Source organism: Pengzhenrongella sp. (assembly GCF_036565025.1).
Classification (GTDB): Bacteria; Actinomycetota; Actinomycetes; order Actinomycetales; family Cellulomonadaceae; genus Pengzhenrongella.
This window is the reverse complement of the sequence record NZ_DATCNW010000255.1, coordinates 1-24,347: the sequence shown is the minus strand read 5'-3', so window position 1 is coordinate 24,347 and position 24,347 is coordinate 1. Positions and strand designations below refer to the sequence as shown.

Here is a 24,347-nt window from a genome sequence, read left to right as displayed (position 1 = left end):
CTCGGAGTCCACCGAGTCGGCCCAGGCCGCCAGGGCCGCGGACCCCGGTGCCAGGTACATCCCCTCGCACGGCCGCGGGTCCTGGTGCTCGCTGCGAGCCAGCGCCTCGAAGAATGCCTCCCGCTCCAAGAACTCCGCGAGCTCGGCCGCCAAGAACTTCGGATCCTCATACCGCGCGTCCTCGGCGGCCCATAAAGCCAACAACTCCACCGACGGCTCAACAACGGACGCGACCTGCTCGTCGCCATCCCCGCCGAACTTGTCCTCGAACATGTGTTCTATGATACCGGAACGGTCGAGCATGTCAATGCCCCAGACGCAATTCCTGTGCACGAATTATTCGCCGGACGCTGCGCTGCTCCCGCGAGGCTCAGGAAGTGGCCCGGCCACGGAGGGTGAACCGCCACCATCTCCTGCCGCACAGCCAAAACCCGCACGGTCGCCATCACGTGGCTACAGAGTGAGCAGGACACGCTCAAGCCCCCGCACTATCGTCGGGGCCATGAAGTTCGGCTTCATCGCGAGCTGCGGGACGACCGCCGAGATCCTCGACATGGCCGTCGAGGCAGAGCGGGCCGGCTGGGACGGGTTCTTCACCTGGGACGGCATCAGCATCGGCACCCCCGACACGTACGACCCGTGGGCGCTGCTCGGTGCGCTGGCGGTCACGACCAGGACCATCACCCTCGGCGCCATGGTCTTCTCGCTCCCGCCCCGCAAGCCCTGGGAGGTCGCCCGGCAGTCCATCACGGTCGACCATCTCTCCGGTGGCCGGCCGGTGATCCCGGTCGGCCTCGGCGCGGTCGACGACGGCGCGTACAGCCGGGTGTCGGGCGAGACCATCGACATCCGGACGCGCGCCGAGCTGCTCGACGACACCCTCGCGATCCTCGACCTGGCCTGGTCGGGGGAGCCGTTCAGCTACACCGGTACCCATCACAGCGTCCGCGACCTGGTCTTCCGGCCGCTGCCGGTGCAACGACCATGCATCCCGGTCTGGGTGGTCGGCATGTGGCCGAGCGAGAAGTCGATGAATCGTGCAATTTCGCGAGAGGGGATCCTGCCCGGTCGGCTCGGCGACCCCCTCACGCCGCTCACCCCGCCGGAGCTCGCCGAGATGGTGGCCTGGGTGTCGCAGCGGCGCCGCCCGGCCGGGTCGACGCCGTTCGACGTCGTCGTCGAGGGCATCCTCCCGGCGGACCCGCGGGAGGCGGAGGCGACTGCCCGGGCCCTGGCCGACGCCGGCGCAACGTGGTGGATCGAGTCGCGCTGGGACTTCGAGCAGGAGACCGCCCAGACATTGCTGGCCCGGATCCGCCAAGGCCCGCCGGTGCTCGATGCGGCTTCGCGGGACCTTGGCTCGATCGGTCACCGCCCAGCCATCCGCTGATGAGCGATCCCCGGATCGGCGGCGAGTTCCTCGCCGTGGCGTGGGCGGCGCTCGGCGGCGATCCCGCCTTGCTCGACCGGGTGACCGCGGACGGCGACGCGGATCTCCCCTCACCGTTCGCCGTCGGTGACCTGGCGCTGGGCGCGGTCGGTGCGCAGTGCCTCGCCGCCGAGGAGCTGGCGGCCGGCGACGGGCCGGTGCCGCCGGTGGTGCTCGACGCACGGCACGTCGGGATCGCCTTCCGCAGCGAGCGGTTCGCCCTGCGCGACGGCGTCCCGGCGGGTGCGGGGTTCGCGCCGCTGTCGCGGTTCCTGCGCGCCGGGGACGGGTGGGTCCGGCTGCACGCGAACTACCCGCAGCACCATGCCGCGGCGCTCCGGGCGCTCGGCCCCGACCCCGCCTCCGCCGTCGCCGAACGGGCCGCGCAGGACGTGGAGGACGCCGTGGTCGCGGCCGGCGGGGTGGCCGCCGTCGTCCGCACGGAGCAGGGGTGGGCCAGGCACCCCCAGGGGGCGGCCGTCCGGGACCTTCCCCTGCTCCGGCTCGACCAGGTCGCCGCTGGGCGACGGCGGGTGACGGACCTGCGAGGCCTGCGAGTGCTGGACCTGACGCGGGTGATCGCCGGTCCGGTCGGGACGCGCACGCTCGCCTCCTACGGCGCGGACGTGCTGCGGGTCGACAGTCCGCGAAGCCTGGAGGACCCGGCGGCGCTGCTGGACACCGGTCCGGGCAAGCGGCACGTCGACCTCGACCTCGCCGACCCGGGGGACCGGGCGCGGTTCGAGGAGCTGCTCGGCGGTGCGGATGTGCTCGTGCAGGGCTACCGGCCGGGCGCGCTGGCCGCCTTCGGCCTCGGCGCCGACGAGCTCGCAATGCGGCTGCCGGAGCTGATCGTCGTGTCGCTGTCCGCCTGGGGTGCGGCCGGTCCGTGGGCCCGGCGGCGCGGCTTCGACTCGATCGTGCAGGCGGCCTCCGGCATCGCGGACGCGACCCGCGGGTCCGACGGCACGCCCGGGACCCTGCCCGCGCAGGCGCTGGACCACGCCGCCGGGCACCTGATCGCCGCGACCGTGCTGCGGGCCGTGATGCGCCGGGCCGCCGTCGGCGGGACCTGGCACGGATCGCTGTCCCTCGCGCAGCTGGCCGCCTGGCTGCTCGCGGCGCCGCGGGGACCTGCGGACCAGGCGCCGCCGGTCGCGGTGGACCCCGCGCCCTACCTGGTCGACCTCGACACCTCGTCGGGCACCCCGACGGTGGTCCGGCCACCCGGATCGCCCGTGTGGGCGCACGGGGCACGGCGGGTCACCCCGGCGCAGGCGCGCTGGGAGTCGCGGTGATCCGGACGGCGGTCAGGCGGTCAGCCGATCGGGCGGTCAGAGGTCGGTCGCCGCGGTGAGCTGCCGCTCGGCAGACGGCGCCTGGGACGGCACGCCCGGCAGCAGGCCGGGCTCGAAGACCTGGATCCGGGACTTGCCCTGGGCCTTCGCCGCGTACATCGCGACGTCGGCGCGGTGGATCAGGTGCTCAAGGGTGGTCTCGTTCATCGTCCCGTTCGCCGCGGCTGCCACGCCGACGCTCGCGCCGACGTGCACCACGCCGCTGTCGAGGTGCACGGGCGCTGCCACCGTGTCGACGATCCGCCGCGCGAGCGTCGTGGCCGCGCCCTCACCGGTGTCGCGGAGCAGGACGGCGAACTCGTCACCGCCGAGTCGAGCACACAGATCGTTCGGACGGGTCGCCTGGCGCAGGCGAACCGCGATCTCGCGCAGCAGCGCGTCACCGGCTTGATGACCGAACCCGTCGTTCACGTTCTTGAAGTCGTCCAGATCGACGAAGAGGATCGAGGTGTCCCCGGTGGTCCGCTGGTCGAGCTCGGCCGCGAGCGCCGTGGTGAAGGTTGCCCGGTTGGCCAGGCCGGTGAGGCCGTCGAGCATCGCCTGCACCGTCAGCTCACGGTGCACCGCACTGTTGCGCAGCGCCAGCGCCACGAGGTTGGCGAGGCTCGCGAGCGCGACGTCGGCCTCGGCCGGCAGGCCCCGCGGGGCGCCGACGAGCAGCCAGGCGCGTCCGGGTTCGTCATGGCGGTCGGGCCACGGCAGGCGGAGCCAGACGCAGTGGGCACCTGCCCAGGCGTCCAGCTCGTATTGGCTGCCGAGCAGCGTCCTGCCTGCCGGGTCCGAGACACCTGAATCGGACACGACCGTTTCAGGGAGCGTCGTAGGCACGCCCTCGACGCCTCCGGCGGCCCCGTCCGAGCGCAACACCTCTCCATCCCGGACCAGCCTCAGCACGCGCAGCCCCGGAATGGCCAGACAGATCTGGCCGATCGCCACCACGGCGATCCGGCGGATGACGGACACGTCGGTGACGCCCAGCAGGCGCGAACCCACCGATACGTGCACGGCGTCGAGCAGTGCCGCGCGCTCCCGGATGGCCAGGACCGCCGCGAGGCGCCGACCGACCACCAAGGTCAGGAACATCGTCGGAATCGGACCGACCAGCGCGCCGATCAAGGTGCTCCCCACGTGTCCGGGCACGAACGGCCACAGGGGAAGGACGGCGCAGAGCCCGCCCGCGTAGAGAGCGCACCGCAGGACCGCTCGACGGGTGGATCCGTACAGAGACCGGAACCACAGAGCGGCGAACACGATGCCGAGCACGATCGCCGGCCAAGCGCAGCTCGCGGCGAAGACCGTGATAGCCACGCCGTCGAGGATGTCCATCGGCAACGGCGCACTCTTGCGCAGGTATCCGGCCCACCACGACAGCGCGAGGCTGATCGACGAGGCAAAGATGAGGAGCCGAGGCATCGGGGCGGTCGTATCGAGCGCCTCGGGAATGCTGATCACCAAGCCGACCAGGGCGAACACGGCGAAGAGCCAGCGCGTGCCCTCGAGGATCCCCGCGGGCCTGCGCATCTGGGTCCAGACACGATCCAGCCGGCCGGACACCGGGCCCAGCACGGACCGGCGATCGAGAGTGTGCTCCCGCAGGTTGCGCCAGGACAACGTGGTTGCTCCTTCGCGGCGGCCGATCCGGCGCGTGCGCATGTGTCCCTTCCCATCGGCACCTCGTCGCGTCAGGTGAGGGCGCGCCGACCCGTGAGCGTCAGCGGTTCAGCCGTTCGGCCGCCCGGACACCAATCTCGTCAGAGGTGCGTCAAGAAGCCCCGGCGAGCCGTTAAGACCTCGTCAACGTCAGGGTTCGGCCCCCGATCGCGCTGATAGACCGAGGCCGTGCGCAGGTGCACCGGCCCGTCTTTCACGGCGGCGGACCGCCCGACGTCGAAGGTGCGAATCACCATGGCTGACCTGGCCTTCATCTCGCTTCCGGGCCCGTGCCGAGGCATCCGCCCTTGCGGCGGTCTCGCGTTCGGTGCTCTCCGGGGAGGACACCACCAGCGCCCTGGTCGCCCGGCTGCGCGAGACGTTCAACCTCACGTGCGTCTCGCTGCTGGAGCGCGAGTCCGACCGCGGTCCGTGGCGCGCGCTGGCCGTGGATGGCGCGGCCCCGGCGCTCGACCCTGACGCCGCCCAGACCGTCGTGGCGATCGACGCGCACCGGGTGCTCGCGCTGTGCGGGCGGGTGCTCCCGGCAAGCGACCGGCGGGTGCTCGAGGCGTTCGCCGCGCAGGCCGGCGTCGTGCTGGAGTACCGGCGGCTGCGCGAGCAGGCCGACCAGGCCCAGGCCCTCCAGCAGGCCGACGCCGCCCGCACCGCCCTGCTCGCCACGGTCTCGCACGACCTGCGGACGCCGCTCGCGACGATCCGCACCGCCGTCGACGGCCTCGGCTCGCCCGACGTCCAGCTGGACGTCGCGGACACCGCGACGCTCGTCGGCACGGTCAGTGCCGCCACGGCTCGCCTGGAACGGCTGATCGACAACCTGCTCGACCTGTCCCGGCTGCAGACCGGGAGCGTCCGGCCCGCCCTGCGCGCCACCAGCCTGGAGGAGTTCGTGCCGCTCGTGACCGAGGGGTTCGGGCCGGGCGAGATCGACGTCGACGTGCCCGAGACGCTTCCGCTGGTGAGCACCGACGCCGGCCTTCTCGAACGGGTGGTGGCCAACGTGGTCCCGAACGCGGTGCGGCACTCACCGGCCGGCGTGCCCGTCCGGGTCACCGCGTCCGCAACGCGGCGCGACGTCGAGCTGCGGGTGATCGACACCGGCCCGGGCCTGTCCGACGACCTCAAGGAGCACATGTTCGAGCCGTTCCAGCGGCTCGGCGACTCCTCGCCCGACGGTCTCGGCCTGGGCCTGGCAGTAGCCCAGGGGCTCGCAGCCGCGGTCGGCGCCGAGCTCTCCGCGGAGGACACCCCGGGCGGCGGCCTGACGATGGTGCTCACCGTCCCGCTGGCCCCGGACGCGGGCGGGCCGGCATGAACGAGGTCAGCGGGAACCGGGTCCTCGTCGTCGATGACGAGCCCGGCCTCGTACACGCACTCGCGATCAACCTTCGAGCGCACGGTTGGGACGTCTCCACCGCTGCCGACGGCGCCGGTGCGCTCGACCTCGCGGCGAGCGCGCACCCTGACGTCGTGGTCCTCGACCTCGGCCTGCCGGACATCTCCGGCCTCGACGTGATCGCCGGGATCCGGGGCTGGAGCCGGGTCCCGATCGTGGTGCTCTCGGCGCGCCAGCACGGCGAGGACAAGGTGGATGCGCACGACGCGGGCGCCGACGATTACGTGACCAAGCCGTTCGCGATGAACGAGCTCCTCGCGCGGCTGCGGGCCGCCGTGCGCCGAGCCGCGCCCGGTGACGTCACCGAGGCCGTCGTCGAGGCCGGTGAGCTCCGGATCGACCTGGCCCGCCGGCAGGTGCAGCGCCTCGGTGTCGAGGTCCGGCTCAGCCCGACCGAGTGGGCGATGATCGAGGTCCTGGTCCGCAACCGCGGCAAGCTCCGTCGGACGGCGCCAGCTCCTGCAGGAGGTCTGGGGACCCTCCTACGGGACGGAGACCGGCTACCTGCGCGTCTACGCGGCCCAGTTCAGGCGCAAGCTCGAGCGCGATCCGGCCCACCCCCGTCACCTCATCACCGCGCCCGGCATGGGCTACGTCTTCGAGACGACCCCCCCAAGGCCCCGGCCCCGCACCCTGACCTCGCGGACGCCGGGCGGCGGATCCGCCCACGAACTGCGAGTTGTCGTTGATTCGCGCGCCGAAACACGACAACGCCTCGCAGTTCGCGAAGCAGAACTCTCAGCCGGACGTCGACACCGCCACGGCGAACCGAAACGCGCGGCGCTCACCCGGCTCGAGGCGGATCGCCTCGGCGCAGTCGGGGCGGTTGAACGCGTCGGTCATCGCCTCCACCGGCTCGATGGCGACCGATGCCCGCCGGCCGCGCTCGAGGGTGTCCCCGGTGAACACGTGGGTCAGCCCGCGTTCCTGCTCGACGGTGAGCCGGAGCCCGGTCTCGGGGTCGCTGAGCACCGAGCGCGCCGGCCCCGCCCCGCCCGACGGCCCGACGAAGCACGCGTCCAGCACGGCGTCACCGACCGGTGCCCAACCGGCCCCCCGCGGACCGAGCGGGCCGTAGGCGGCGCCACCGGGGAACGGCAGCAGCGCGGGGTCGGTCCGGATCGCCGCGCTCGACTCGAGCGCAAGCCCGAGCCGGTCCGTCGTCCGGGCTCCCGGCAGCCGGAAGTACGGGTGCCAGCCGGCCGCGAACGGAGCCGCGCGCGTGCCGACGTTGCACCCGGCGATCTCCACCTCGAGCGAACCGGCCCGCAGCCGGTAGGTCACCTCGACCACGACGGCGAACGGGTACCCGGGGTGGCGCCCGTCGGCGAGCGCGTCGCAGCGCAGCGTCACCCGGGCGCCGTCGTCGTGCGTGGCGACCTCGCCGACGGTGAACGGCAGCGTGCGGACCAGCCCGTGATAGATGAGGCGATCCGCCGCGCCGGGCAGCAGGTCGTGCGCGACGCCGTCGAACACGTACCTGCCGTCCGCCACCCGGTTGCAGAACGGCGCCATGATGCCGTTGCGGACGCCGTCCTGCGCGGCGAGCTCGTCCGCGTCGCGATAGCCGTCCAGGACGTCGGCCACCCCGTCGGGGACCTCGACGAGCCAGCGCAGGGGAGTCGCGCCCCGCAGGGCCACGCGCAGGACCTCCGAGCCCAGCCGGAGGACGATGACCGGTTCCGGCCCGAGCGCAGCGGAGGTGACGTTGGGCAGGTCGCGCGCGCCGAAGCTCTCCGGTGCCGGCACGTCAGGCGCCGACCGGTGGCGGGGCGATCTCGCCAGAGCCGCGCTCGATCAGTCGCGTCGGCACGACGATCTCGGCGGCCGGCGAGGTGTCACCGCCGAGGCGCCCGAACAGGCGTTCCGCCGCGAGGCGTCCGATGCGTGCCGGGTCCTGGGCGATCACGGTGACGCCGGGTTCGAGCAGGTCCGCGAGCTCGAAGTCGTCGAAGCCGATCAGTGCGACCGTGTGCTGGAGCCCGAGGGTCCGCAGCGCCCGGATGGCACCGATGGTGACGAGGTTCTGGCTGGTGAACAAGGCGGTGGGCCGGTCGGGGCCGCTCAGCAGGGCCCAGACGGCGGCCTCCGCCGCGTCCTCGCTGTGCAGATTGTCGACTGGCCCGACCGTGCCGGTCGCGATGCCCGCGGCGCCGAGCGCGCGCAGGTAACCCTCGTGGCGCGCCCGGGCCGTCGCGATCCTGGTCAGGTCCCCGAGGTAGGCGATCCGGCGGTGGCCGTGCGCGATGAGGTGCGCGGTCGCGTCGCTCGCACCCGCGACGTTGTCCACGGTGACCGAGTCGATCTCGATCCCGACCGGAGGGCGGTCGATCAGCACGACCGGTGTCCCGGCTTCGCGCTCGTCGCGCAGGTAGCCCTGGTCGGTGGCGCTGGGGGTGAGGATCAGGCCGTCGACCCGCCGTGAGGAGAAGGCTGCGACGAGCGAGCGTTCGCGCTGCGGGTCCTCATCGATGCTCGCGGAGAAGACCGCGACGCCCCGCTCGTGCGCGACGTCCTCGACCGCGCGGTGGATCTCCGCGCAGAACGGGTTCGACACGCTCGCCAGCAGGAGTCCGATGCTCGAGGACCGCCGGTCCGATCGGCGCAGGTTGCCCGCGGTCAGATCGGGCCGGAAGTTGAGCGCCCGGGCCGCCGCACTCACGCGGTCCGCGAGCGCGGCCGAGACCCCGGGCTCCTTGTTCACGACCCGGGAGACGGTCTTGGTGCCGACGCGGGCGAGCGCCGCGACGTCGCGCATCGTGGCGCGCTTCCTGGGCGGCTCGGCCGGCTCATGATCTTCCCCCGACAACGTTGTCATTCCGTGACAATATCGTGCGCGCCGCCTATTGACCATCCCGGGCGGTTCCGAGTACAAAGGTCCTTGACAACGTTGTCAGGCGCTTCGTTCCCCGTCGTGCCGCAGACCTTGAGGAGCTTCAACGATGAACTCACCTGGCTTTCCGCGATCGCATCGCCTCCGCCCGTCCGCCTTCGCCCTCGCCGCCGTCGCGGCGCTCGCCCTCGCTGGGTGTTCGTCACCGTCGGGCAGCAGCGACTCCAGCGCCAGCTCGTCCGGCGGCGCCAAGGGGGACGTCGGGGTTTCGCTGATCGTCAAGACCACCACCAATCCGTTCTTCATCGCGATGCAGAACGGGGCCAAGGCGGCCGCCACCGACGCCGGCGTGAAGCTCACCCTGGCCGCCGGCAAGGCGGACGGCGACGAGGACACCCAGATCCAGGCGATCGAGAACGCGATCTCCCAGGGGCAGAAGGGCATCCTCATCACCCCGAACGGCCCGGCCGTGGTGGACGCGATCAAGAAGGCGCGAGACGCCGGTCTCTTCGTGATCGCCCTGGACACCCCGCCGGACCCAGCCAGCGCGGTCGACATCACGTTCGCGACCGACAACCTCGACGCCGGCAAGCGCATCGGGGCCTGGACCGCGGGGCACCTGGGCGGCAAGGACGCCACCATCGCGCTGCTCGACCTGTTCAACGACAAGATCGTCTCGGTCGACTACAACCGTGACCAGGGCTTCCTTGAGGGCATGGGGATCGACCCCAAGGACCCCAAGACCAACGGCGACGAGGCCAAGACCGGCAGCTACAGCGGCGGCAAGTACACGATCGTGTGCAACGAGGCCACCCAGGGCGCCGAGGACGGTGGCACGACGGCGATGGAGACGTGCCTGAGCAAGAACCCGAACATCAACGTCGTCTACACGATCAACGAGCCGGCCGCGTACGGCGCCTACCAGGCACTCAAGAGCGCCGGCAAGGAGAAGGGCGTCACCCTCGTCTCGGTCGACGGCGGTTGCGCCGGGGTCGGGTACGTCAAGGACGGCATCATCGGCGCGACGTCCCAGCAGTACCCGGTCAAGATGGCCGAGGACGGTATCAAGGCGATCGCCGAGCTGGCGAAGACCGGCAAGAAGCCGACCACGTCCACGGGCCTCGACTTCTTCAACACCGGGGTCAACCTGGTGACCGACCAACCGGTGAAGGGTGTCGACAGCATCGACACCACCGCCGGCAAGAAGATCTGCTGGGGCTGAGCCTCACGCCAGGTGGGGGGCACGAAGTCCGGTCGTGCCCCCCACCCGGCAGCACCTATCCGACCCGCTCCATCTCGACCGCAGGAGGACCGTTGACCACCCAATCCGCACCAGCAGGTGCACCCCCGACGGAGCATCACGACCCGGCCGAGGAGTTCCTCGACCGGCAGACGGTGGGCCGGCGCATCCAGGGCACCCTGCACAAGTACCCCGCGCTGAGCCCGGCGCTCGTGCTGCTCGTCTCGATCGTCGCATTCGGGATGCTCAACGACCGGTTCGTGCGGCCCGAGAACCTGTCCCTGATCACCCAGCAGGTCGCCGTCGTCGGGGCGCTCGCCGTCGGGCAGACGCTCATCATCCTGACCGCGGGGATCGACCTGTCGGTCGGCTACATCATGGTGCTCGGCTCGATGGTCATGGCCCAGACGGCGTCAGCCAACGGCGTGCCCGGGCCGGTCGCCCTCGCGCTCGGCCTGGTCGTGGGGCTGCTCGCCGGGCTGGTCAACGGCCTGCTCGTCACCCGACTCAAGCTGCCGCCGTTCATCGTCACCCTCGGCACGCTCAACATCTTCCTGGCATTGACCCTGCTGTACTCCAAGGGCGCGACCGTCCGCGGTTCGGACATGCCGGCGCTACTGACCTCGACCGGTGCCACGTTCGCGATCGGGCAGGTGCGCATCACGGCCGGCGTCGTGCTGATGGTCGTCATGTACGCGGGGATCGCCTATGCGCTCGGACAGACCGCGTGGGGCCGGCACGTCTACGCGGTTGGCGACGACAAGGACGCCGCGCGCCTGGCCGGCATCGCCGTCAGCCGGGTCCTGCTGAGCGTCTACGTCGTGGCCGGGGCGAGCTTCGCGATGGCCGGCTGGATCCTCATCGGACGCATCAACGCGGCGAGCCCCAACGCGGGGGCGGACGCCAACCTCGACTCGATCACCGCGGTGGTGATCGGCGGGACCAGCCTGTTCGGCGGTCGCGGAACGGTGTGGGGGAGCCTGCTCGGTGCCCTCATCGTCGGCGTCTTCCGCAACGGGTTGGCGCTCGCCGGCCTGGACGTGCTCTACCAGACCCTTGCGGTCGGCGTGCTCGTGATCGTCGCCGTCTCGCTCGACCAGTGGATCAGAAAGGGACGCGCATGAACGCCGACGCCACCACCACCCGCCGGCCCGTGATCCAGGCGAAGGGCCTGGTCAAGACGTTCGGACGCGTCGTCGGTCTGGACGGCGTGGATCTCGAGCTGTATCCCGGAGAGGTCCTCGCGATCATCGGGGACAACGGCGCGGGCAAGTCCACGCTGGTCAAGTGCCTGTCCGGGGCCTACACACCCGACTCGGGCGAGCTGCTCCTGGACGGCCAGCCGATGACCTTCCACCGCCCGCAGGACGCCAGGGCCGCCGGGATCGAGACCGTCTACCAGTCGCTGGCGGTCTCGCCCGCGCTCGACATCGCGAGCAACCTGTACCTCGGCCGCGAGGAGCGCCGGGCGGGCATCCTGGGCTCGGTGTTCCGGATGCTCGACAAGAAGGGCATGCGGGCCCGCTCGAAGGAGCAGGTGCTGTCCCTCGGGATCACCACGCTGCAGAGCATGACGCAGTCGGTCGAGACCTTGTCCGGGGGGCAGCGTCAGGCCGTGGCGGTGGCTCGCGCGGCCGCGTTCGGCTCGAAGGTCGTCATCCTGGACGAGCCGACCGCGGCGCTGGGGGTGCGGGAGTCGAACCAGGTGCTCCAGCTCGTCCGGGACCTGCGCGACCGCGGCCTGCCGGTGATCCTGATCAGCCACAACATGCCGCAGGTCTTCGAGGTGGCCGATCGCATCCACATCCAGCGCCTCGGCAAGCGCGCGGCGGTCGTCACCCCGGCGACGCACACTCCCAACGAGGCCGTCGCGATCATGACGGGAGCGCTCTCCGCGGTATGAGGGCTACCGGCTACCGCGCGGTCGCCGGGTCTTGGCCGTCGCCTTCGGCTTGTTCTTCCCGGCCGACGACGACGTCCCGCGCTTGCCTGCGGCCTGCGGCCTCGGGCGGGCAGCGGTTCGCCTGCTGGCACCAGCAGGTGTCGCGGCCGGCTCGCGGTCGGGTGAGGTTGCCCCCGACCGCGAGCTCCGCGCCGAGCGGCCGCGGACGATGCCGATGAACTCCTCGACGTCGCCCGACGCGTCGTCCCCGAGCCAGGCCAGCGCGACGTCGTACCCGGCGACGTCGACGACGGGCCGGTACGTCACGTCCTTGCGGTGGTTCAGCCGGGCGACCGACTGCGGCACGATCACCACCCCGACCCCGGCCGCGACGAGGGCGATCGCGTCCGCGGTCGTCTGCATCTCGGGCAGCGGACGGCGTTCGGTGGTGCGCAGCGTGGCCGCCGCATCACGCCACTGCGGCACCGTGTCCGGGTCCTGCAGCAGGTGCTCCTCGACCAGGTCGACCACGCTGACGGAGTCCAGCAGCGTCAGCTCATGGTCCTTCGGAAGAACGACGACCGGCACCTCCGCGTAGAGCGGGATCGTGCTCACCCCGGCCCGGTCCACCGGCAGCCGCACGAAGCTCACGTCCGCCGACCCGTCGTGCAGCACGCTGACCTGCGTCTCGGCCTCCGTGCGGACCACCCGCAGCGGGACGCCGGGTTTGCGTTCCTCCCACAGCCGGGTCCACTTGGAGACCGTGACGCCGGCCATGATCGCGATCGTGAACGCTCGCGCGGCGCCGGCTGCCTCGTTCGACGCGGCCGACCCCTGGGTGCGCCGGTCGTCGGCGGCGAGCAGTGCGGTGGCACGCTCGAGCAGCGCTCGACCGGCGTCGGTCAGCTCGGTGCGCTCGGACGGGCGGACGAACAGCTCGACGCCGAGCTCGGCCTCGAGGTCGAGGAGGGCGCGGCTGAGCGTGGGCCGGGCGACGTTCAGCGCGGCCGCCGCGCGGCCGAAGTGCAGGTGCTCGGCGACGGTCGCGAAATAGCGCAGCCGTACCAGGTCGACGTCCACAGTGGTCTCCTCGCTCACGCCGGGGTCGGGTGGCCAGGCATGGGACAAGGCTAAGCGAGGTCGGCGGATATCATGAGCGGATGACCTCGGCCAGAACACAGCAGACCATGAAGCCGGTGACGGCCGCGAAGAAATTGGGCATCCACCTGCCCGCCGCCCCAGAGACGTTCCGCGAGGCGACCGCGGTCACCCGCTCCGAGCTCGCCGCATTGATGAGCACCCCGCCGGAATGGCTCCGCGACCTGCGCGAGAACGGTCCGCACCCCCGCGAGGTCGTGGCGAGCCGGCTCGGCGTCTCGATCGCGGGCCTGACCCGTGGCGGCGTCACCGAACCGATGCTGACCGCCGAGATCGTGGACCTCGGGCAGAACCCCCCGTCGTGGTTGGTCCGCGAGCGCTCGACGCACGCCGACGTCGCGGCCGAGGACGAGCGCGTCGCGGCTCGCGACGCCGAGCGGCGCGCGCACCCCAAGAAGGTCCGCACCGCGCGGTAGGCCCGCCCCTGCGCTCGATGTCGGTGGCGGCACCTACCGTCTCGCGCAAGGAAATTGCGTGCGGGTCGAGGGGGAGGCGTGATGGACATCCACGAGGCGCGGGTCCTGGCGGAGGGGCTGATGCGTGAGCACCAGCTGACCGGCTGGCGGCTGACCTTCGACAACGCGCGGACCCGGGCGGGGATCTGCCGCTACGGCACCCGCGAGATCGGCCTGAGCCGCGTCCTGACCGAGCTGCACCCCGCCGACCTGGTGCGCTGCACGATCCTGCACGAGATCGCCCATGCGCTCGTCGGTCCGCGGCACGCTCACGACGCGGTCTGGCGGGCGAAGGACCGCTCGCTGGGCGGAACCGGTGAGCGCAAGGTGAGCGCGAGCGCACCCCGCCCGACGGCGCCCTGGGTCGGCACGTGCGCCCGCGGGCACGAGGTGACGCGGCACCGGCGGCCCGCGCGGCCGTCGTCGTGCCTGCAGTGCGCGCCCGGGTTCAGCCGCGAGCACCTCTTCGTCTGGCGCCTGCACGGACGACTCGTGCCATCCTCCGCCGCCTACGAGGCGGAGCTCGCGGCCATCCGCGCGGCCCGCGAGGAATCCCTTCCTGCCCTGGTGCCCGAGCGTCTCCCCGTCGGGGCCCGCGTGGTGCTGGGCGGAACCGGCAAGTACGCCGGGCTCTCGGGGCGGGTCGAGAAGCGCGGACGTACCCGTTACCACGTGCGCACTCCGGTCGGCACGGTGCTGGCTCCGTTCGGCCTGGTTCGGGCCGCCTGACCGCGTGCGCCCCGTTTGCTCGCGCCTGCCTGACCGCGCTCCCGGTTTGGGCGGGCCCGCCTGACCCTGCACGTTCCGTCTGCGCGCGCCCCCGCGGAGCCTGCGGGAGCCCGTGCCCGACGCGCCCTGCGGCTGTACGGTCGAACTACCAAGGGGAGCCGGGAGACGAGGGAGCCTGTCATGGTGTCGAACGAGAACAGCGAGTACCCCGAGGCCGTCACGCGGAGGACGCTGAGGGAGTCCGGGCAGACGACCGAGGCCGAGAAGGTCAAGCCGGACGAACTCGCCGAGCCGGCGTCGGTCGCCGGCAACGCGAACCGGGAACCGGCCGAGGAGACCGAGGCCGAGAAGATCGTCGCGGCCGGCCTCGATCAGGCGGATGCGGTCGCCGGGCTGGCGAGCGACGAGACCTGGGAAGAGACCGACGCCGAGCGAATCGGCGCCGCAGGCCTCAACCAGCCCGAGTCGGTCGCCGGCAACATCAACCCCGAGACCCGCGAAGAGACCGACGCCGAGCGGATCACCGCCGCCGGCCTCGACCAGCCCGACGCCTAGCAAGCCCGAAACCCGGCCGACTGGCTTGAGTCGCAGGTCGCCGAGGATCTGCTCGACGGTCTCGTCGAACGACGCCGAGAAGTAGTAGCAGTGGCTGGCGCCGCGGTGGTCCTGCCACAGGCCTTCGATCATCGCGCCGTAGCGACTCGCGTCCGCGACGGGTCAGCGCAGCCGCGGGGGGCGCTCCGGCCTCCGGCAGGACCTTCGACCCCTCCGAGTAGGACCTTCGGCCCATGGCGCAATACCCCTGCCGGGTATACGTTGTAGAAGACAGATACCCCCTGGAGGTATCAATCAGCGACCAGATCGGCAAGCCATGGACCACCCGCCCGGCTACAGCGCCACCAAGGACGCCCAGCTCAAGCGACTGCGCCGGATCGAGGGCCAGGTCCGCGGGCTGCAGCGCCAGGTGGAGGCCGACACCTACTGCATTGACGTGCTGACCCAGGTCAGCGCCGCCACCAAGGCGCTGGAGTCGTTCGCACTCGGCCTGCTCGAGCAGCACCTGAGCCACTGCGTCGCCCAGGCTCTCGCGTCCGGCGGCGCGGAGGCCGATGCGAAGGTCAAGGAAGCCTCGGCCGCCATCGCGCGCCTCGTGCGTAGCTGAACCGATTCCATCGCGCGCCAACCCCGCGCCGTCCACCCGAAACAAGGAGCTTCTCATGATCACCACCGACTACACCGTCAGCGGAATGACCTGCGGACACTGCGTCGCCGCCGTCACCACCGAGCTGTCCGCCCTGCCCGGCGTCCAGGACGTCGCGATCCAGCTCGTCGCGGGCGGTGACTCGACCGTCACCGTCACCAGCGGCGCACCGCTGCCCGAGCCCGCGGTCCGCGAGGCGGTGGACGAGGCCGGCTACACGCTGCAGGGCGCGTCCGCGTGACCACCCCGTCGGCGACAGCCCCCGGCGGTGCCACGGGTGCGGCGGCCCGAACCGACACCGTCGAGCTGACGATAGGCGGGATGACCTGCGCGTCCTGCGCCGCACGGGTGGAGAAGAAGCTCAACCGGATGGACGGCGTCACCGCGACCGTCAACTACGCGACCGAAAAGGCGAAGGTCACCTTCGCCGGTCCCGTCACCCCGCAGGACCTCCTCGCCACGGTCGAGGCGACCGGCTACACCGCCGCGCTTCCGCAGCCGCCGCGGACCCGGTCGGAGGAGGCCGAGGCGACCGGCGACGACCCGACCCGGTCCCTGCGCCGGCGCCTGGCCACCAGCGCGGCCCTGACGGTGCCCGTCATCGCGCTGGCGATGGTCCCCGCGTGGCAGTTCGACGGCTGGCAGTGGGTCTCCCTCGCCCTGGCCGCGCCGGTCGTGACGTGGGGTGCCTGGCCGTTCCACCGCGCCGCCTGGACCAACCTGCGCCACGGTGCAACCACGATGGACACCCTGATCAGCCTCGGCGTCCTCGCCGCGGTCCTCTGGTCGCTCTACGCCCTGCTGCTCGGCGGTGCCGGTGAGCCCGGCATGACCATGCCGTTCACGCTCGTGCCGTCCCGCGGGACCGGCGCCCCGGAGATCTACCTCGAGGTCGCGTCCGCCGTGACGACCTTCATCCTGACCGGGCGGTTCCTGGAGGCACGCGCCAAGCGCAGCTCCGGTGCGGCCCTGCGAGCCCTGCTCGAGCTCGGAGCGAAGGACGTCGCGGTGCTACGCGGCGGGCTCGAGTCCCGCATCAGCGTCGACGAGCTGGTCGTCGGCGACGAATTCGTGGTGCGGCCCGGGGAGAAGCTCGCGACCGACGGGATCGTCGCCCAGGGCACCAGTGCCGTGGACGCCTCGATGCTGACCGGTGAGTCCGTGCCGGTCGAGGTCGGACCGGGCGACGCCGTCGTCGGGGCGACGACCAACGCCGGCGGCCGGCTCGTGGTGCGCGCGACCCGGGTCGGCGCCGACACCCAGCTCGCGCAGATTGCGCGCCTCGTCGAGGATGCCCAGAACGGCAAGGCCGCCGTGCAGCGGCTCGCCGACCGCGTCTCGGCCGTGTTCGTGCCGATCGTGATCGCGCTCGCCCTGGCGACGCTGGCCGGCTGGCTCGTGTTCGGCCCGAACGCGCAGGCCGCGTTCACCGCCGCGGTCGCCGTCCTGATCATCGCGTGCCCGTGCGCGCTGGGGCTCGCGACGCCGACGGCGCTCATGGTCGGCACCGGCCGTGGCGCCCAGCTCGGCATCCTGATCAAGGGTCCCGAGGTCCTGGAGTCCACCCGCCGGGTCGACACGATCGTGCTCGACAAGACCGGAACCGTGACCACCGGCCGGATGAGCCTCGTCGAGGTCATCGCGGCCGACGGCGTGGCCGAGTCGGAGGTGCTGCGCCTCGCCGGCGCCCTCGAGCATGCCTCCGAGCACCCGATCGCGCGCGCCGTCGCAGAGGGCGCGATCGCGCGCCTCGGCGCACTGCCGCCGGTCGAGTCGTTCGCGAACACCCCTGGCCGGGGCGTCGGGGGAGTGGTCGACACCCACGCCGTCGTCGTGGGGCGGCGGGACTGGCTTGCGCAGGAATGGGCTCAGCGCGCGCCGGCCGAGCTCTTCGACGCTGCGGACGAGGCCGAGCGGTCGGGCCGGAGCCCGGTGTGGGTCGGCTGGGACGGTGAGGTCCGGGGCGTCATCGTCGTCGCGGACACCGTGAAGCCCACCAGCGCCGAGGCCATCGCCGAGCTGCGCCGGCTCGGGCTCCGCCCGGTGCTGCTCACGGGGGACAACGCGCGCGCGGCCGCAGCCGTCGCTGCGCAGGTCGGCATCGAGGCGTCCGACGTCGTCGCCGAGGTCCTGCCGGCCGGCAAGGTCGACGTCGTCCGGCGCCTGCAGGCACAGGGACTCGTCGTGGCCATGGTCGGTGACGGGGTGAACGACGCCGCGGCGCTCGCACAGTCCGACCTCGGGCTGTCGATGGGGTCCGGCACGGACGTGGCCATCGAGGCGAGCGACCTGACGCTGGTCCGGTCCGACCTGCGAGCGGCGGGCGTCGCGATCCGACTCTCCCGCCGCACGCTCGGCACGATCAAGGGCAACCTGTTCTGGGCCTTCGCCTACAACCTCGCAGCGTTGCCGCTCGCCGCGGCCGGCCTGCTCAACCCGATGATCGCGGGCGCCGCGATGGCGTTCTCCTCGGTCTTCGTGGTCACCAACAGCCTGCGCCTGCGCCGCTTCCACTGAGCCCTGCAGGGGTATCGACCAGACGCCAGAAGATCCCTCAACAGAGGAACCCCCCCAAACAGAAAACCCCCGCTAACGTCCGAGCGTTGACGTCCTATAGGACGTCAACGCTCGGACGTTGCGGGGTTGTGCTGTGGTCAAGCGGGTTTAGCGGTCTAGCGGGTCTAGCCGACCCGGATGAAGACCGGGTTGGACTGCCAGATGCCGCGGAACTGGATCGTCGAGCCGGGCTTCGGCGAGTCGATCTGCTGGTCGCCACCGGCGTAGATCGCGATGTGGCCGGGGGAGGAGATCAGGTCACCGGGCCGGGCGTCCGCGCGGGACACCACGGTGCCGGCGCCGGCCTGTGCACTGGCCGTGCGGGGCAGCGTGATGCCGAGCTGGGCGTACACGTAGCCGGTGAAGCCGGAGCAGTCGAAGCCGCTCGGCGTCGTGCCGCCCCAGACGTAGGGCACCCCGACATAGCGGGCGGCGATCTCCAGGACCGCGCTGCCGGAGAAGGCCATCGTGGGGGCAACGGTGCGCACGGACGAGCGCGACGCCGCAGGAGCGACCGGCACCACAGGCTTGGGCGGCGGTGGCGGCGGGTCGGTGACGAGCTTGACGGCCGGGGCGTCGAACGTCCAGGTCGCGTTCTTGGCGACCGTGACCGCGGGCGCGGTCTCGATGGCCGCACGCGCCGAGGAGGTCAGCGCGGAGGTATCGACGGCGGGCACCCGGGGGGAGCTCTCGACTGACGGGGCGGCCGTGGCGGGTGCGGCGAACGCCGAGACGATCAGCCCGGTGGCGGCGGCGACGACGGCGGTCCGACGGCCCGCGAGCGCGAAACCGTCGGTGGCGTTCTCCGCGAGGTCGGAAAGTGGAGTGGCGGGACGGCCGACCGCGCGGTGGCGGGCGGTGTTCAGGCTGACGGGCATAGTGACCTCTCCGGTCGCCTACGGGGTCAGCTGTCGGGTTCGGGCGGGAGTTGCGCCCGGCCGGTCGAAGTTCTCGATCGACTTAACCCCAAGGACACCGTTTCCGGTGCCCGCAGTACGTGGGTCCCCCGCTCCTGCCAGCGAGAAAGTTGTGTGACCTCGGTGGTAGCAGGACTCGGCGGTCCACCTCAGCCGTCCCCAGCGTGGCCCGGGGACGATTGAGGGTAACCGCAATCAGGCGAAAGTCGAAAAACGGGCCCGGACGCCCAGCGCCGCCGGACCGGCGGGGGCTGGCCCGACGACGCCCTTCGAGGCGCCTTTCGGCGGCGCGCACAGGTCTGCGCCCCGAACTTTCGGACCGGGTGAAAACGTGGCGAGGACTGGATCGGATGCCCAGTTTGTCCCCTTATGCTAATTCGAGTCGAGCACCTCGCCGACGAGCGAGGCGGACCCTCTCGGGAGTCGGACCATGGCACAGCGCACCCGATCGCACCGCGGCGCCATCCGCCGGATGGTGGCGAGCCTCGCGGCCGCTGCGCTCCTTGTCGCCGGTCTGACGCTCGCCGGTCCGCCGGTGCCCGCGCGTGCCGACTCGGCGCCGGTTGATCCCGGGACGCCGGCGACGGTGGCGGCGGACGCGTTGCCCACGGTCCAGATCGACGGGGTCGCGTGGTCGCAGGTCGTGGTCGACGGGACGGTCTACGTGGCCGGGCAGTTCACCACGGCGCGGCCCGCGGGCGCCGCCGCGGGGACCTCGACGGTGGCGCGCTCCAACCTGTTGGCGTACGACCTCGCGACCGGCGTCCTGATCGACTCGTGGGCGCCGGTCCTGGACGGGCCGGCGTACGTCATCACGGCGTCCCTGGACGGCACCCGCCTGTACGTCGGTGGTGACTTCACGCACGTGAACGGGTCGCCGCAGAACCGGATCGCGGTGCTCGACCGGGCGACCGGGGTGCGCGTGGCGGGCTTCACCGTCGGCGCGAACGCTGCGGTGCGGGCGATCGTCTCGACGCCGACCACGATCTACTTCGGCGGCAACTTCAACACGGTGGGCGGCGTCACGCACTACCGCCTGGCCGCGATCAGCGCCACGAAGGGCGGGTTGTTGTCCTGGAAGGCGTCCGCGCAGTCGGCGCAGGTCGAGGCGCTGGTGCTGAGCCCGGACAACTCCCGGCTCATCGTGGGCGGGCGCTTCACGACGCTGAACAACGTGGCCGCGCTCGGCTCGGGAGCGGTCTCGACGTCGACCGGGGCGGTGCAGGCCTGGGCCGCGAACGCGGTCATCCAGGACTGGGGCTACGGCGCGGGGATCATGTCCCTGGTGACCGACGGCACGTTGGTCTACGGCTCGGGTTTCGCGTTCATCAAGGACTCCAGCAGCGCCGGGAACCTCGAGGGTGTGTTCGCGGCGGACCCGAACACCGGTGCGATCGTGTGGGTCGAGGACTGCCACGGTGACACGTACTCGGTGTTCGCCAACCCCGGCCAGGACTCGGTGTACAGCGTCGGGCACGTGCACTACTGCGGAAACATCGGCGCCTACCCCGAGGGCGCGTACCGGTACGCCCTGGCGTTCACCAAGTCGACGGCCATGACGATCACGCCGAACCCGGTGGCGAACTACTACGACTGGCAGGGCTATCGGGCGCCCGCGCAGCTGAACTACTACCCGGACATGACCAAGGGGACGTTCACCGGCCAGGGCCAGGCCGCGTGGCACGTCACCGGGAACAGTGACTACGTCGTCTTCGGCGGGGAGTTCCTCACCGTCAACGGGCAATCGCAACAGGGCCTGGTACGCATGGGCGTTGCGGCGAAGTCGACGAACAAGCTCGGGCCGCGCCTGACCGGTTCGGCCCTGCAGCCCGTCGCGACCTCGAGGGCTGCCGGCACGGCGCAGGTGTCCTGGCCGACGAACTGGGACGCGGACAACGAGACGCTGACCTACAAGGTGCTCCGGGACAGCTCCTCCACCCCCGTCTACACCACGACCGGACAGGCTCGGTCCTGGCAGCTCTCGCGGTTGTCGTTCACCGACACGGGCCTGGTGAACGGCAGCGTGCACAGCTACAAGGTCGTCGAGAGCGACGCGTTCGGGAACGCCGTGACCTCGCCGTCGGTGAGCGTGACCGTGTCCTCGGGGGGAACCCTGAGCACGTACGCCGCCACGATCATGGCGGCGAACCCGGCCGCGTACTGGCGCCTGGGGGAGACCAGCGGGTCAGCGCTGGACTGGACCGGATACGCCAACGACACGGTCGGCTCGGGCGTCACCCGGGGGGTCACCGGTGCGCTGAGCGGGGACACCGACCGGGCGGCCCGGTTCACCGGTTCGTCGTCCTCACGGGTGTACTCGACACGGTCCACCGTCGGCCTGAACAGGTTCTCCGTCGAGGCGTGGTTCAAGACCACGTCCACGAGTGGCGGGGAGATCGTCGGGTTCGCCAACTCCTCGACGCTCAGCGACAGCACCGTCTACGACCGACAGGTGTACCTGGGCGCCGACGGCAAGATCCGGTTCGGGGTCAACCCCAACTCGGTGCGGGTCGTGACCACCCCCGGCGCGTACAACGACGGGAACTGGCACCACGTCGTGGCCACCCTCGGCGCGGCCGGGATGAACCTGTACGTCGACGGGGCGGTGCGGGCCACCCTGGCGGACACGGTCAGCGCCCAGGTCTTCACCGGGTACTGGCGCATCGGGGGAGACTCCGTCGCCGGCTGGCCGGGCGCCGGGGACGAGAACCTCGCCGGGGACATCGACGACGTCGCGGTGTACGCCCGGGCGCTCACGCCCACCGAGGTGGCCGCCCATCAAGCGGCCGGTACCGGCGGTGTGCTGGTGAACCAGCCACCCACCGCGGACTTCACCGCGACCGGCGGGGTGCTGACGGCGAGCGTCGACGCGACGGCGTCGAGCGACCCGGACGGGACGATCACCTCCTACGCCTGGGACTTCGGCGACGGCGGCACCGGGACCGGCGTGACGGCGGACCACCCCTACGCGACCGGGGGCACCTACCCGGTCACCCTGACCGTGACCGACAACTCCGGCGCGAAGGGCTCGGCGACACGCGACGTCGTGGTCCGGAATCCGAACGAGCCCCCGGTCGCGGCCTTCACCACCTCGCAGTGGGGCATGCAGCTCACGGCCGACGGCGCGTCGTCGAGCGACCCGGACGGGTCGATCGCGTCCTACGCCTGGGACTTCGGCGACGGCACCGCGCCCGGCACCGGGTCGCCCACCTCCCACGTCTACGCGACCGCGGGCAAATACCCGGTCACCCTCACCGTGACCGATAACTCCGGCGCCACCGGCACCACCGCGCAGAGCGTCACCATCGACCCTGCCGCGGCTGGGTGGCTCGCCGCGGACACGTTCACCCGGTCGGTCACCGACGGGTTCGGTACCGCCGAGCTCGGCGGGGCCTGGACGTCGACCGCCGGCGCGACGAGCGTGGTCTCGGGCGCCGGACAGCTCGTCCTGGGGTCCGCGAGCTCGCTCGCGGGAGCTCGCCTGCCGGCCGCGGCCGGAACGGACCTCACCACCCAGCTGACCGAGAGCTGGGACAAGGCCCCCAACGGCTCCGGGGGATGGTTCCTGGTCCGCGGGCGCATCACCACCGGCGGTGAATACCGGCTCAAGATCGCTCACAAGGCCACCGGCGCGGTGACCGCCCGCCTCGTGCGCACCGACTCCAGCGGCGCCGAGACGGGCATCACTGCCGAGACCACGGTCAGCGGGCTGACCTACACCGGAACCCCCATCGCGGCGCTGTTCCAGGTCACCGGCACGAACCCGACGACGCTTCGCGCCAAGGTCTGGGCGGCTTCCCAGACCGAGCCTGCCGCGTGGTTCATCGACACCACCGACGCCACGTCCGCCCTGCAGGTCTCCGGGCACACCGGGATCGCGGCGCTGCTCTCCAGCTCGACCACGAACCTTCCGGTCACGGTCCGGGTCGACGACTACAGCGTGATCGGGCCGACCCCGTAGCGCTCGGCCATGCCGAGCGCTACGGGTGTTCCCGTGCGTTCCCAGCGCGCACTGTGAGGCCGTGCTCGCGCTCAAATCTTGGGCCATCGGGTCGATCAGGACCCTGTAACCCTTCGGAAACCCCTCCGCCGGGTGCCCGATTGGTCCAGGAGATCCCCCGTGCCCGCCACCTACCTCGACGCCGACCCAGACGCCCGCGCAGGCTCTTCGTCAACCCTCAGGTCCGCAGTCCCGCGTCGTCGTCGGCGCGCCTCCGGGCCACGCCCCTGGCTCGCCCTGGCTGCCGGGCTCCTCTCGCTCGGCGTGCTGGGCGGGGTCGCTCCGGCGACGGCGACCACCACGATGCGGATCGCGGCCCTGAATCCTTGGGCGGTCACCGCGATGTCGAACACGTCGGTCGGCTCGGGTGCCCAGTACGAGTCCGCCACGTCCACGATGACCGCCAAGCTCCTGACCGGCACGCCGGCCGTCAACCGGGACCGCTGGTCCATCGCCGTCGCCCGTGCCAAGAGCACCGACCCTTACGTCTACCTCACGGATACCGGCAAGACGCCGGACGTCGTGTACCGCATCCATATCCCGACCACGATCGAGCCCACCGCCGGGACAGACAAGGCGGTCGGGGTGATCCAGCCGGACGGCTACACGCTCTGGGAGTGCTACAAGTTCGTGAAGGTCGACTCCACGCACTACACCTCGACGTACGTGAACGTCAACGACCTGCGCGCGGACGGTCTGCAGCGCGGCTCGCGCGCGTCAGGCATCAGCTTCTTCATCGGACTGATCCGCACGGGCGACCTGGCGGCCAAGAGCATTCCGCACACCATCGCCTTGGGCGTCCCGGCGAGCATGATGAAGTCTGGTCCGGTGTGGCCGGCACGGACGCAGGACAAGCAGGTCGGGACGAACATCTACACCGGGGTGATCCCGATGGGCACCATGTTCGCCATCCCGCCGAGCGTCGACCTCACCAAGCTCGGCCTTTCCCCCGAGGGCCTGGCGCTCGGTCACGCGCTGCAGGACTACGGCGGGCACGTCCTGGTCCAGTCGGCCACCGTGAGCCTGTATGTCGAGCCGAACGCGGACCTCGCGGCCACCACCCGGATGCATGACGACTACACGTGCAAGCTCTTTCCGCGACTTCGGCGCCTGATCAACAACACCGCCCTGAACGTCAGCGGAGGAGGCACCCGCAAACTGGCCCCAGTAGCGCCGCTCGCGTAGCGGCGTGAGGCGCCCGACGGCGACGAGGGGCCCGCCGGATCAACGGCATCGATGCCGCTGCGACCGCGACCCGCAGGTACTCCCCGAGGGGATTTGCCGGCGGGTCGCGGTCTGCCTGGGCTCAGTGTCCCGATCCGGGGTGTGTCTCCACCGGCTCGGGCGGGCGGCATACCGACCGGGTTCGGGTGGGCGTACCGACCGATCGGCGACGGCGTCGTCCACCTGGCCGGCACGAGATGGTGCAGCGTCGCCGGGCCCGCGGGGGCTGGCCCGACGACGCCGCTCGAGGCGGCTGGCGCTAACCGAGGGGCGCGGCCGGCGCTAGCCGGCGGGTCCC

Annotated in this window: 20 protein-coding genes, 1 pseudogene and 1 riboswitch; of the genes and pseudogenes, 15 read left to right on the top strand and 6 right to left on the bottom strand. The window is 71.8% G+C overall.

The window, feature by feature from the left end; genetic code table 11:
- Positions 1-273 (bottom strand): hypothetical protein (locus VIM26_RS14875; RefSeq protein WP_331952518.1); only part of this gene is annotated, 273 nt, incomplete at its 3' end.
- Positions 274-502: 229 nt separating this feature from the next.
- Between VIM26_RS14875 and VIM26_RS14870 the strand changes: the two genes are divergently transcribed.
- Both VIM26_RS14870 and VIM26_RS14865 read left to right on the top strand, forming a co-directional pair.
- Positions 503-1,390: an LLM class flavin-dependent oxidoreductase gene (locus VIM26_RS14870; protein ID WP_331952516.1), complete on the top strand. Its 888-nt coding sequence runs from the start codon at positions 503-505 to the stop codon at positions 1,388-1,390.
- Positions 1,390-2,727 carry a CoA transferase gene (locus VIM26_RS14865; protein WP_331952514.1) on the top strand — a complete coding sequence of 446 codons (1,338 nt, stop codon included), beginning with the start codon at positions 1,390-1,392 and terminating at the stop codon, positions 2,725-2,727. Before VIM26_RS14870 ends, VIM26_RS14865 begins: the two co-directional genes overlap by 1 nt.
- Before the next feature lie 36 nt (positions 2,728-2,763).
- On the opposite strand, the gene VIM26_RS14860 is transcribed toward VIM26_RS14865, so the two are convergent.
- Positions 2,764-4,440, bottom strand: coding sequence for a GGDEF domain-containing protein (locus tag VIM26_RS14860; protein ID WP_331952512.1), 1,677 nt, complete (start codon positions 4,438-4,440; stop codon positions 2,764-2,766).
- A gap of 325 nt (positions 4,441-4,765) precedes the next feature.
- Between VIM26_RS14860 and VIM26_RS14855 the strand changes: the two genes are divergently transcribed.
- Together VIM26_RS14855 and VIM26_RS14850 are read left to right on the top strand one after the other, a co-directional pair.
- Positions 4,766-5,773, top strand: coding sequence for a sensor histidine kinase (locus VIM26_RS14855; protein ID WP_331952510.1), 1,008 nt, complete (start codon positions 4,766-4,768; stop codon positions 5,771-5,773).
- Positions 5,770-6,457: pseudogene (locus tag VIM26_RS14850) on the top strand (response regulator); the annotation flags it as partial. The gene VIM26_RS14855 and the pseudogene VIM26_RS14850, both read left to right, overlap by 4 nt.
- Positions 6,458-6,592: 135 nt before the next feature.
- On the opposite strand, the gene VIM26_RS14845 reads toward VIM26_RS14850, so the two are convergent.
- Both VIM26_RS14845 and VIM26_RS14840 read right to left on the bottom strand, forming a co-directional pair.
- The gene (locus VIM26_RS14845; protein ID WP_331952508.1) at positions 6,593-7,603 is read right to left on the bottom strand and encodes an aldose 1-epimerase; all 1,011 of its coding nucleotides are present in this window, start codon (positions 7,601-7,603) and stop codon (positions 6,593-6,595) included.
- Between the two features lies 1 nt (position 7,604).
- On the bottom strand, positions 7,605-8,672 hold the full coding sequence (locus VIM26_RS14840; RefSeq protein WP_331952506.1) for a LacI family DNA-binding transcriptional regulator: 1,068 nt from the start codon (positions 8,670-8,672) through the stop codon (positions 7,605-7,607).
- Between the two features lie 124 nt (positions 8,673-8,796).
- Here VIM26_RS14840 and VIM26_RS14835 point away from each other — a divergent pair, with 124 nt between their 5' ends.
- The 3 genes from VIM26_RS14835 (at position 8,797) to VIM26_RS14825 (ending at position 11,830) form a co-directional block, all read left to right on the top strand.
- Positions 8,797-9,909 carry a substrate-binding domain-containing protein gene (locus VIM26_RS14835; RefSeq protein ID WP_331952504.1) on the top strand — a complete coding sequence of 371 codons (1,113 nt, stop codon included), beginning with the start codon at positions 8,797-8,799 and terminating at the stop codon, positions 9,907-9,909.
- Positions 9,910-10,001: 92 nt separating this feature from the next.
- Entirely contained in the window at positions 10,002-11,051 is a 1,050-nt protein-coding gene (locus VIM26_RS14830) for an ABC transporter permease (protein ID WP_331952502.1), read from the top strand.
- Positions 11,048-11,830 carry an ATP-binding cassette domain-containing protein gene (locus VIM26_RS14825; protein WP_331952500.1) on the top strand — a complete coding sequence of 261 codons (783 nt, stop codon included), beginning with the start codon at positions 11,048-11,050 and terminating at the stop codon, positions 11,828-11,830. The genes VIM26_RS14830 and VIM26_RS14825 overlap by 4 nt, the downstream gene beginning before the upstream one ends.
- Before the next feature lie 3 nt (positions 11,831-11,833).
- Here the strand turns inward: VIM26_RS14825 and VIM26_RS14820 are convergent, their stop codons facing one another.
- Positions 11,834-12,907, bottom strand: a complete 1,074-nt coding sequence (locus tag VIM26_RS14820) for a LysR family transcriptional regulator (protein ID WP_331952498.1) — start codon at positions 12,905-12,907, stop codon at positions 11,834-11,836.
- Between the two features lie 62 nt (positions 12,908-12,969).
- Between VIM26_RS14820 and VIM26_RS14815 the strand changes: the two genes are divergently transcribed.
- The 6 genes from VIM26_RS14815 (at position 12,970) to VIM26_RS14790 (ending at position 17,869) form a co-directional block, all read left to right on the top strand.
- Positions 12,970-13,383 (top strand): DUF5997 family protein, encoded by a 414-nt coding sequence (locus VIM26_RS14815; RefSeq protein ID WP_331952496.1) that lies wholly within the window; start codon positions 12,970-12,972, stop codon positions 13,381-13,383.
- An 81-nt stretch (positions 13,384-13,464) separates the two neighbouring features.
- Complete coding sequence (locus VIM26_RS14810; protein WP_331952493.1) at positions 13,465-14,151, top strand: SprT-like domain-containing protein; 687 nt, start codon at positions 13,465-13,467, stop codon at positions 14,149-14,151.
- Positions 14,152-14,331: 180 nt separating this feature from the next.
- Complete coding sequence (locus VIM26_RS14805; protein ID WP_331952491.1) at positions 14,332-14,706, top strand: hypothetical protein; 375 nt, start codon at positions 14,332-14,334, stop codon at positions 14,704-14,706.
- 316 nt (positions 14,707-15,022) lie between these two features.
- The gene (locus VIM26_RS14800; protein ID WP_331952489.1) at positions 15,023-15,313 is read left to right on the top strand and encodes a metal-sensitive transcriptional regulator; all 291 of its coding nucleotides are present in this window, start codon (positions 15,023-15,025) and stop codon (positions 15,311-15,313) included.
- Positions 15,314-15,368: 55 nt separating this feature from the next.
- Complete coding sequence (locus VIM26_RS14795) at positions 15,369-15,593, top strand: heavy-metal-associated domain-containing protein (RefSeq protein ID WP_331952487.1); 225 nt, start codon at positions 15,369-15,371, stop codon at positions 15,591-15,593.
- Positions 15,590-17,869 carry a heavy metal translocating P-type ATPase gene (locus VIM26_RS14790; RefSeq protein WP_331952485.1) on the top strand — a complete coding sequence of 760 codons (2,280 nt, stop codon included), beginning with the start codon at positions 15,590-15,592 and terminating at the stop codon, positions 17,867-17,869. The genes VIM26_RS14795 and VIM26_RS14790 overlap by 4 nt, the downstream gene beginning before the upstream one ends.
- A 164-nt stretch (positions 17,870-18,033) precedes the next feature.
- Here VIM26_RS14790 and VIM26_RS14785 read toward each other — a convergent pair whose 3' ends face one another.
- Positions 18,034-18,786 carry a C40 family peptidase gene (locus tag VIM26_RS14785; RefSeq protein ID WP_331952483.1) on the bottom strand — a complete coding sequence of 251 codons (753 nt, stop codon included), beginning with the start codon at positions 18,784-18,786 and terminating at the stop codon, positions 18,034-18,036.
- Between the two features lies 1 nt (position 18,787).
- Positions 18,788-18,961: riboswitch (cyclic di-AMP (ydaO/yuaA leader) on the bottom strand.
- A 294-nt stretch (positions 18,962-19,255) separates the two neighbouring features.
- Between VIM26_RS14785 and VIM26_RS14780 the strand changes: the two genes are divergently transcribed.
- Together VIM26_RS14780 and VIM26_RS14775 are read left to right on the top strand one after the other, a co-directional pair.
- Positions 19,256-22,786 (top strand): PKD domain-containing protein, encoded by a 3,531-nt coding sequence (locus VIM26_RS14780; RefSeq protein ID WP_331952481.1) that lies wholly within the window; start codon positions 19,256-19,258, stop codon positions 22,784-22,786.
- A gap of 159 nt (positions 22,787-22,945) precedes the next feature.
- Positions 22,946-24,010 (top strand): hypothetical protein, encoded by a 1,065-nt coding sequence (locus VIM26_RS14775; protein ID WP_331952479.1) that lies wholly within the window; start codon positions 22,946-22,948, stop codon positions 24,008-24,010.
- Positions 24,011-24,347 lie beyond the last annotated feature (337 nt).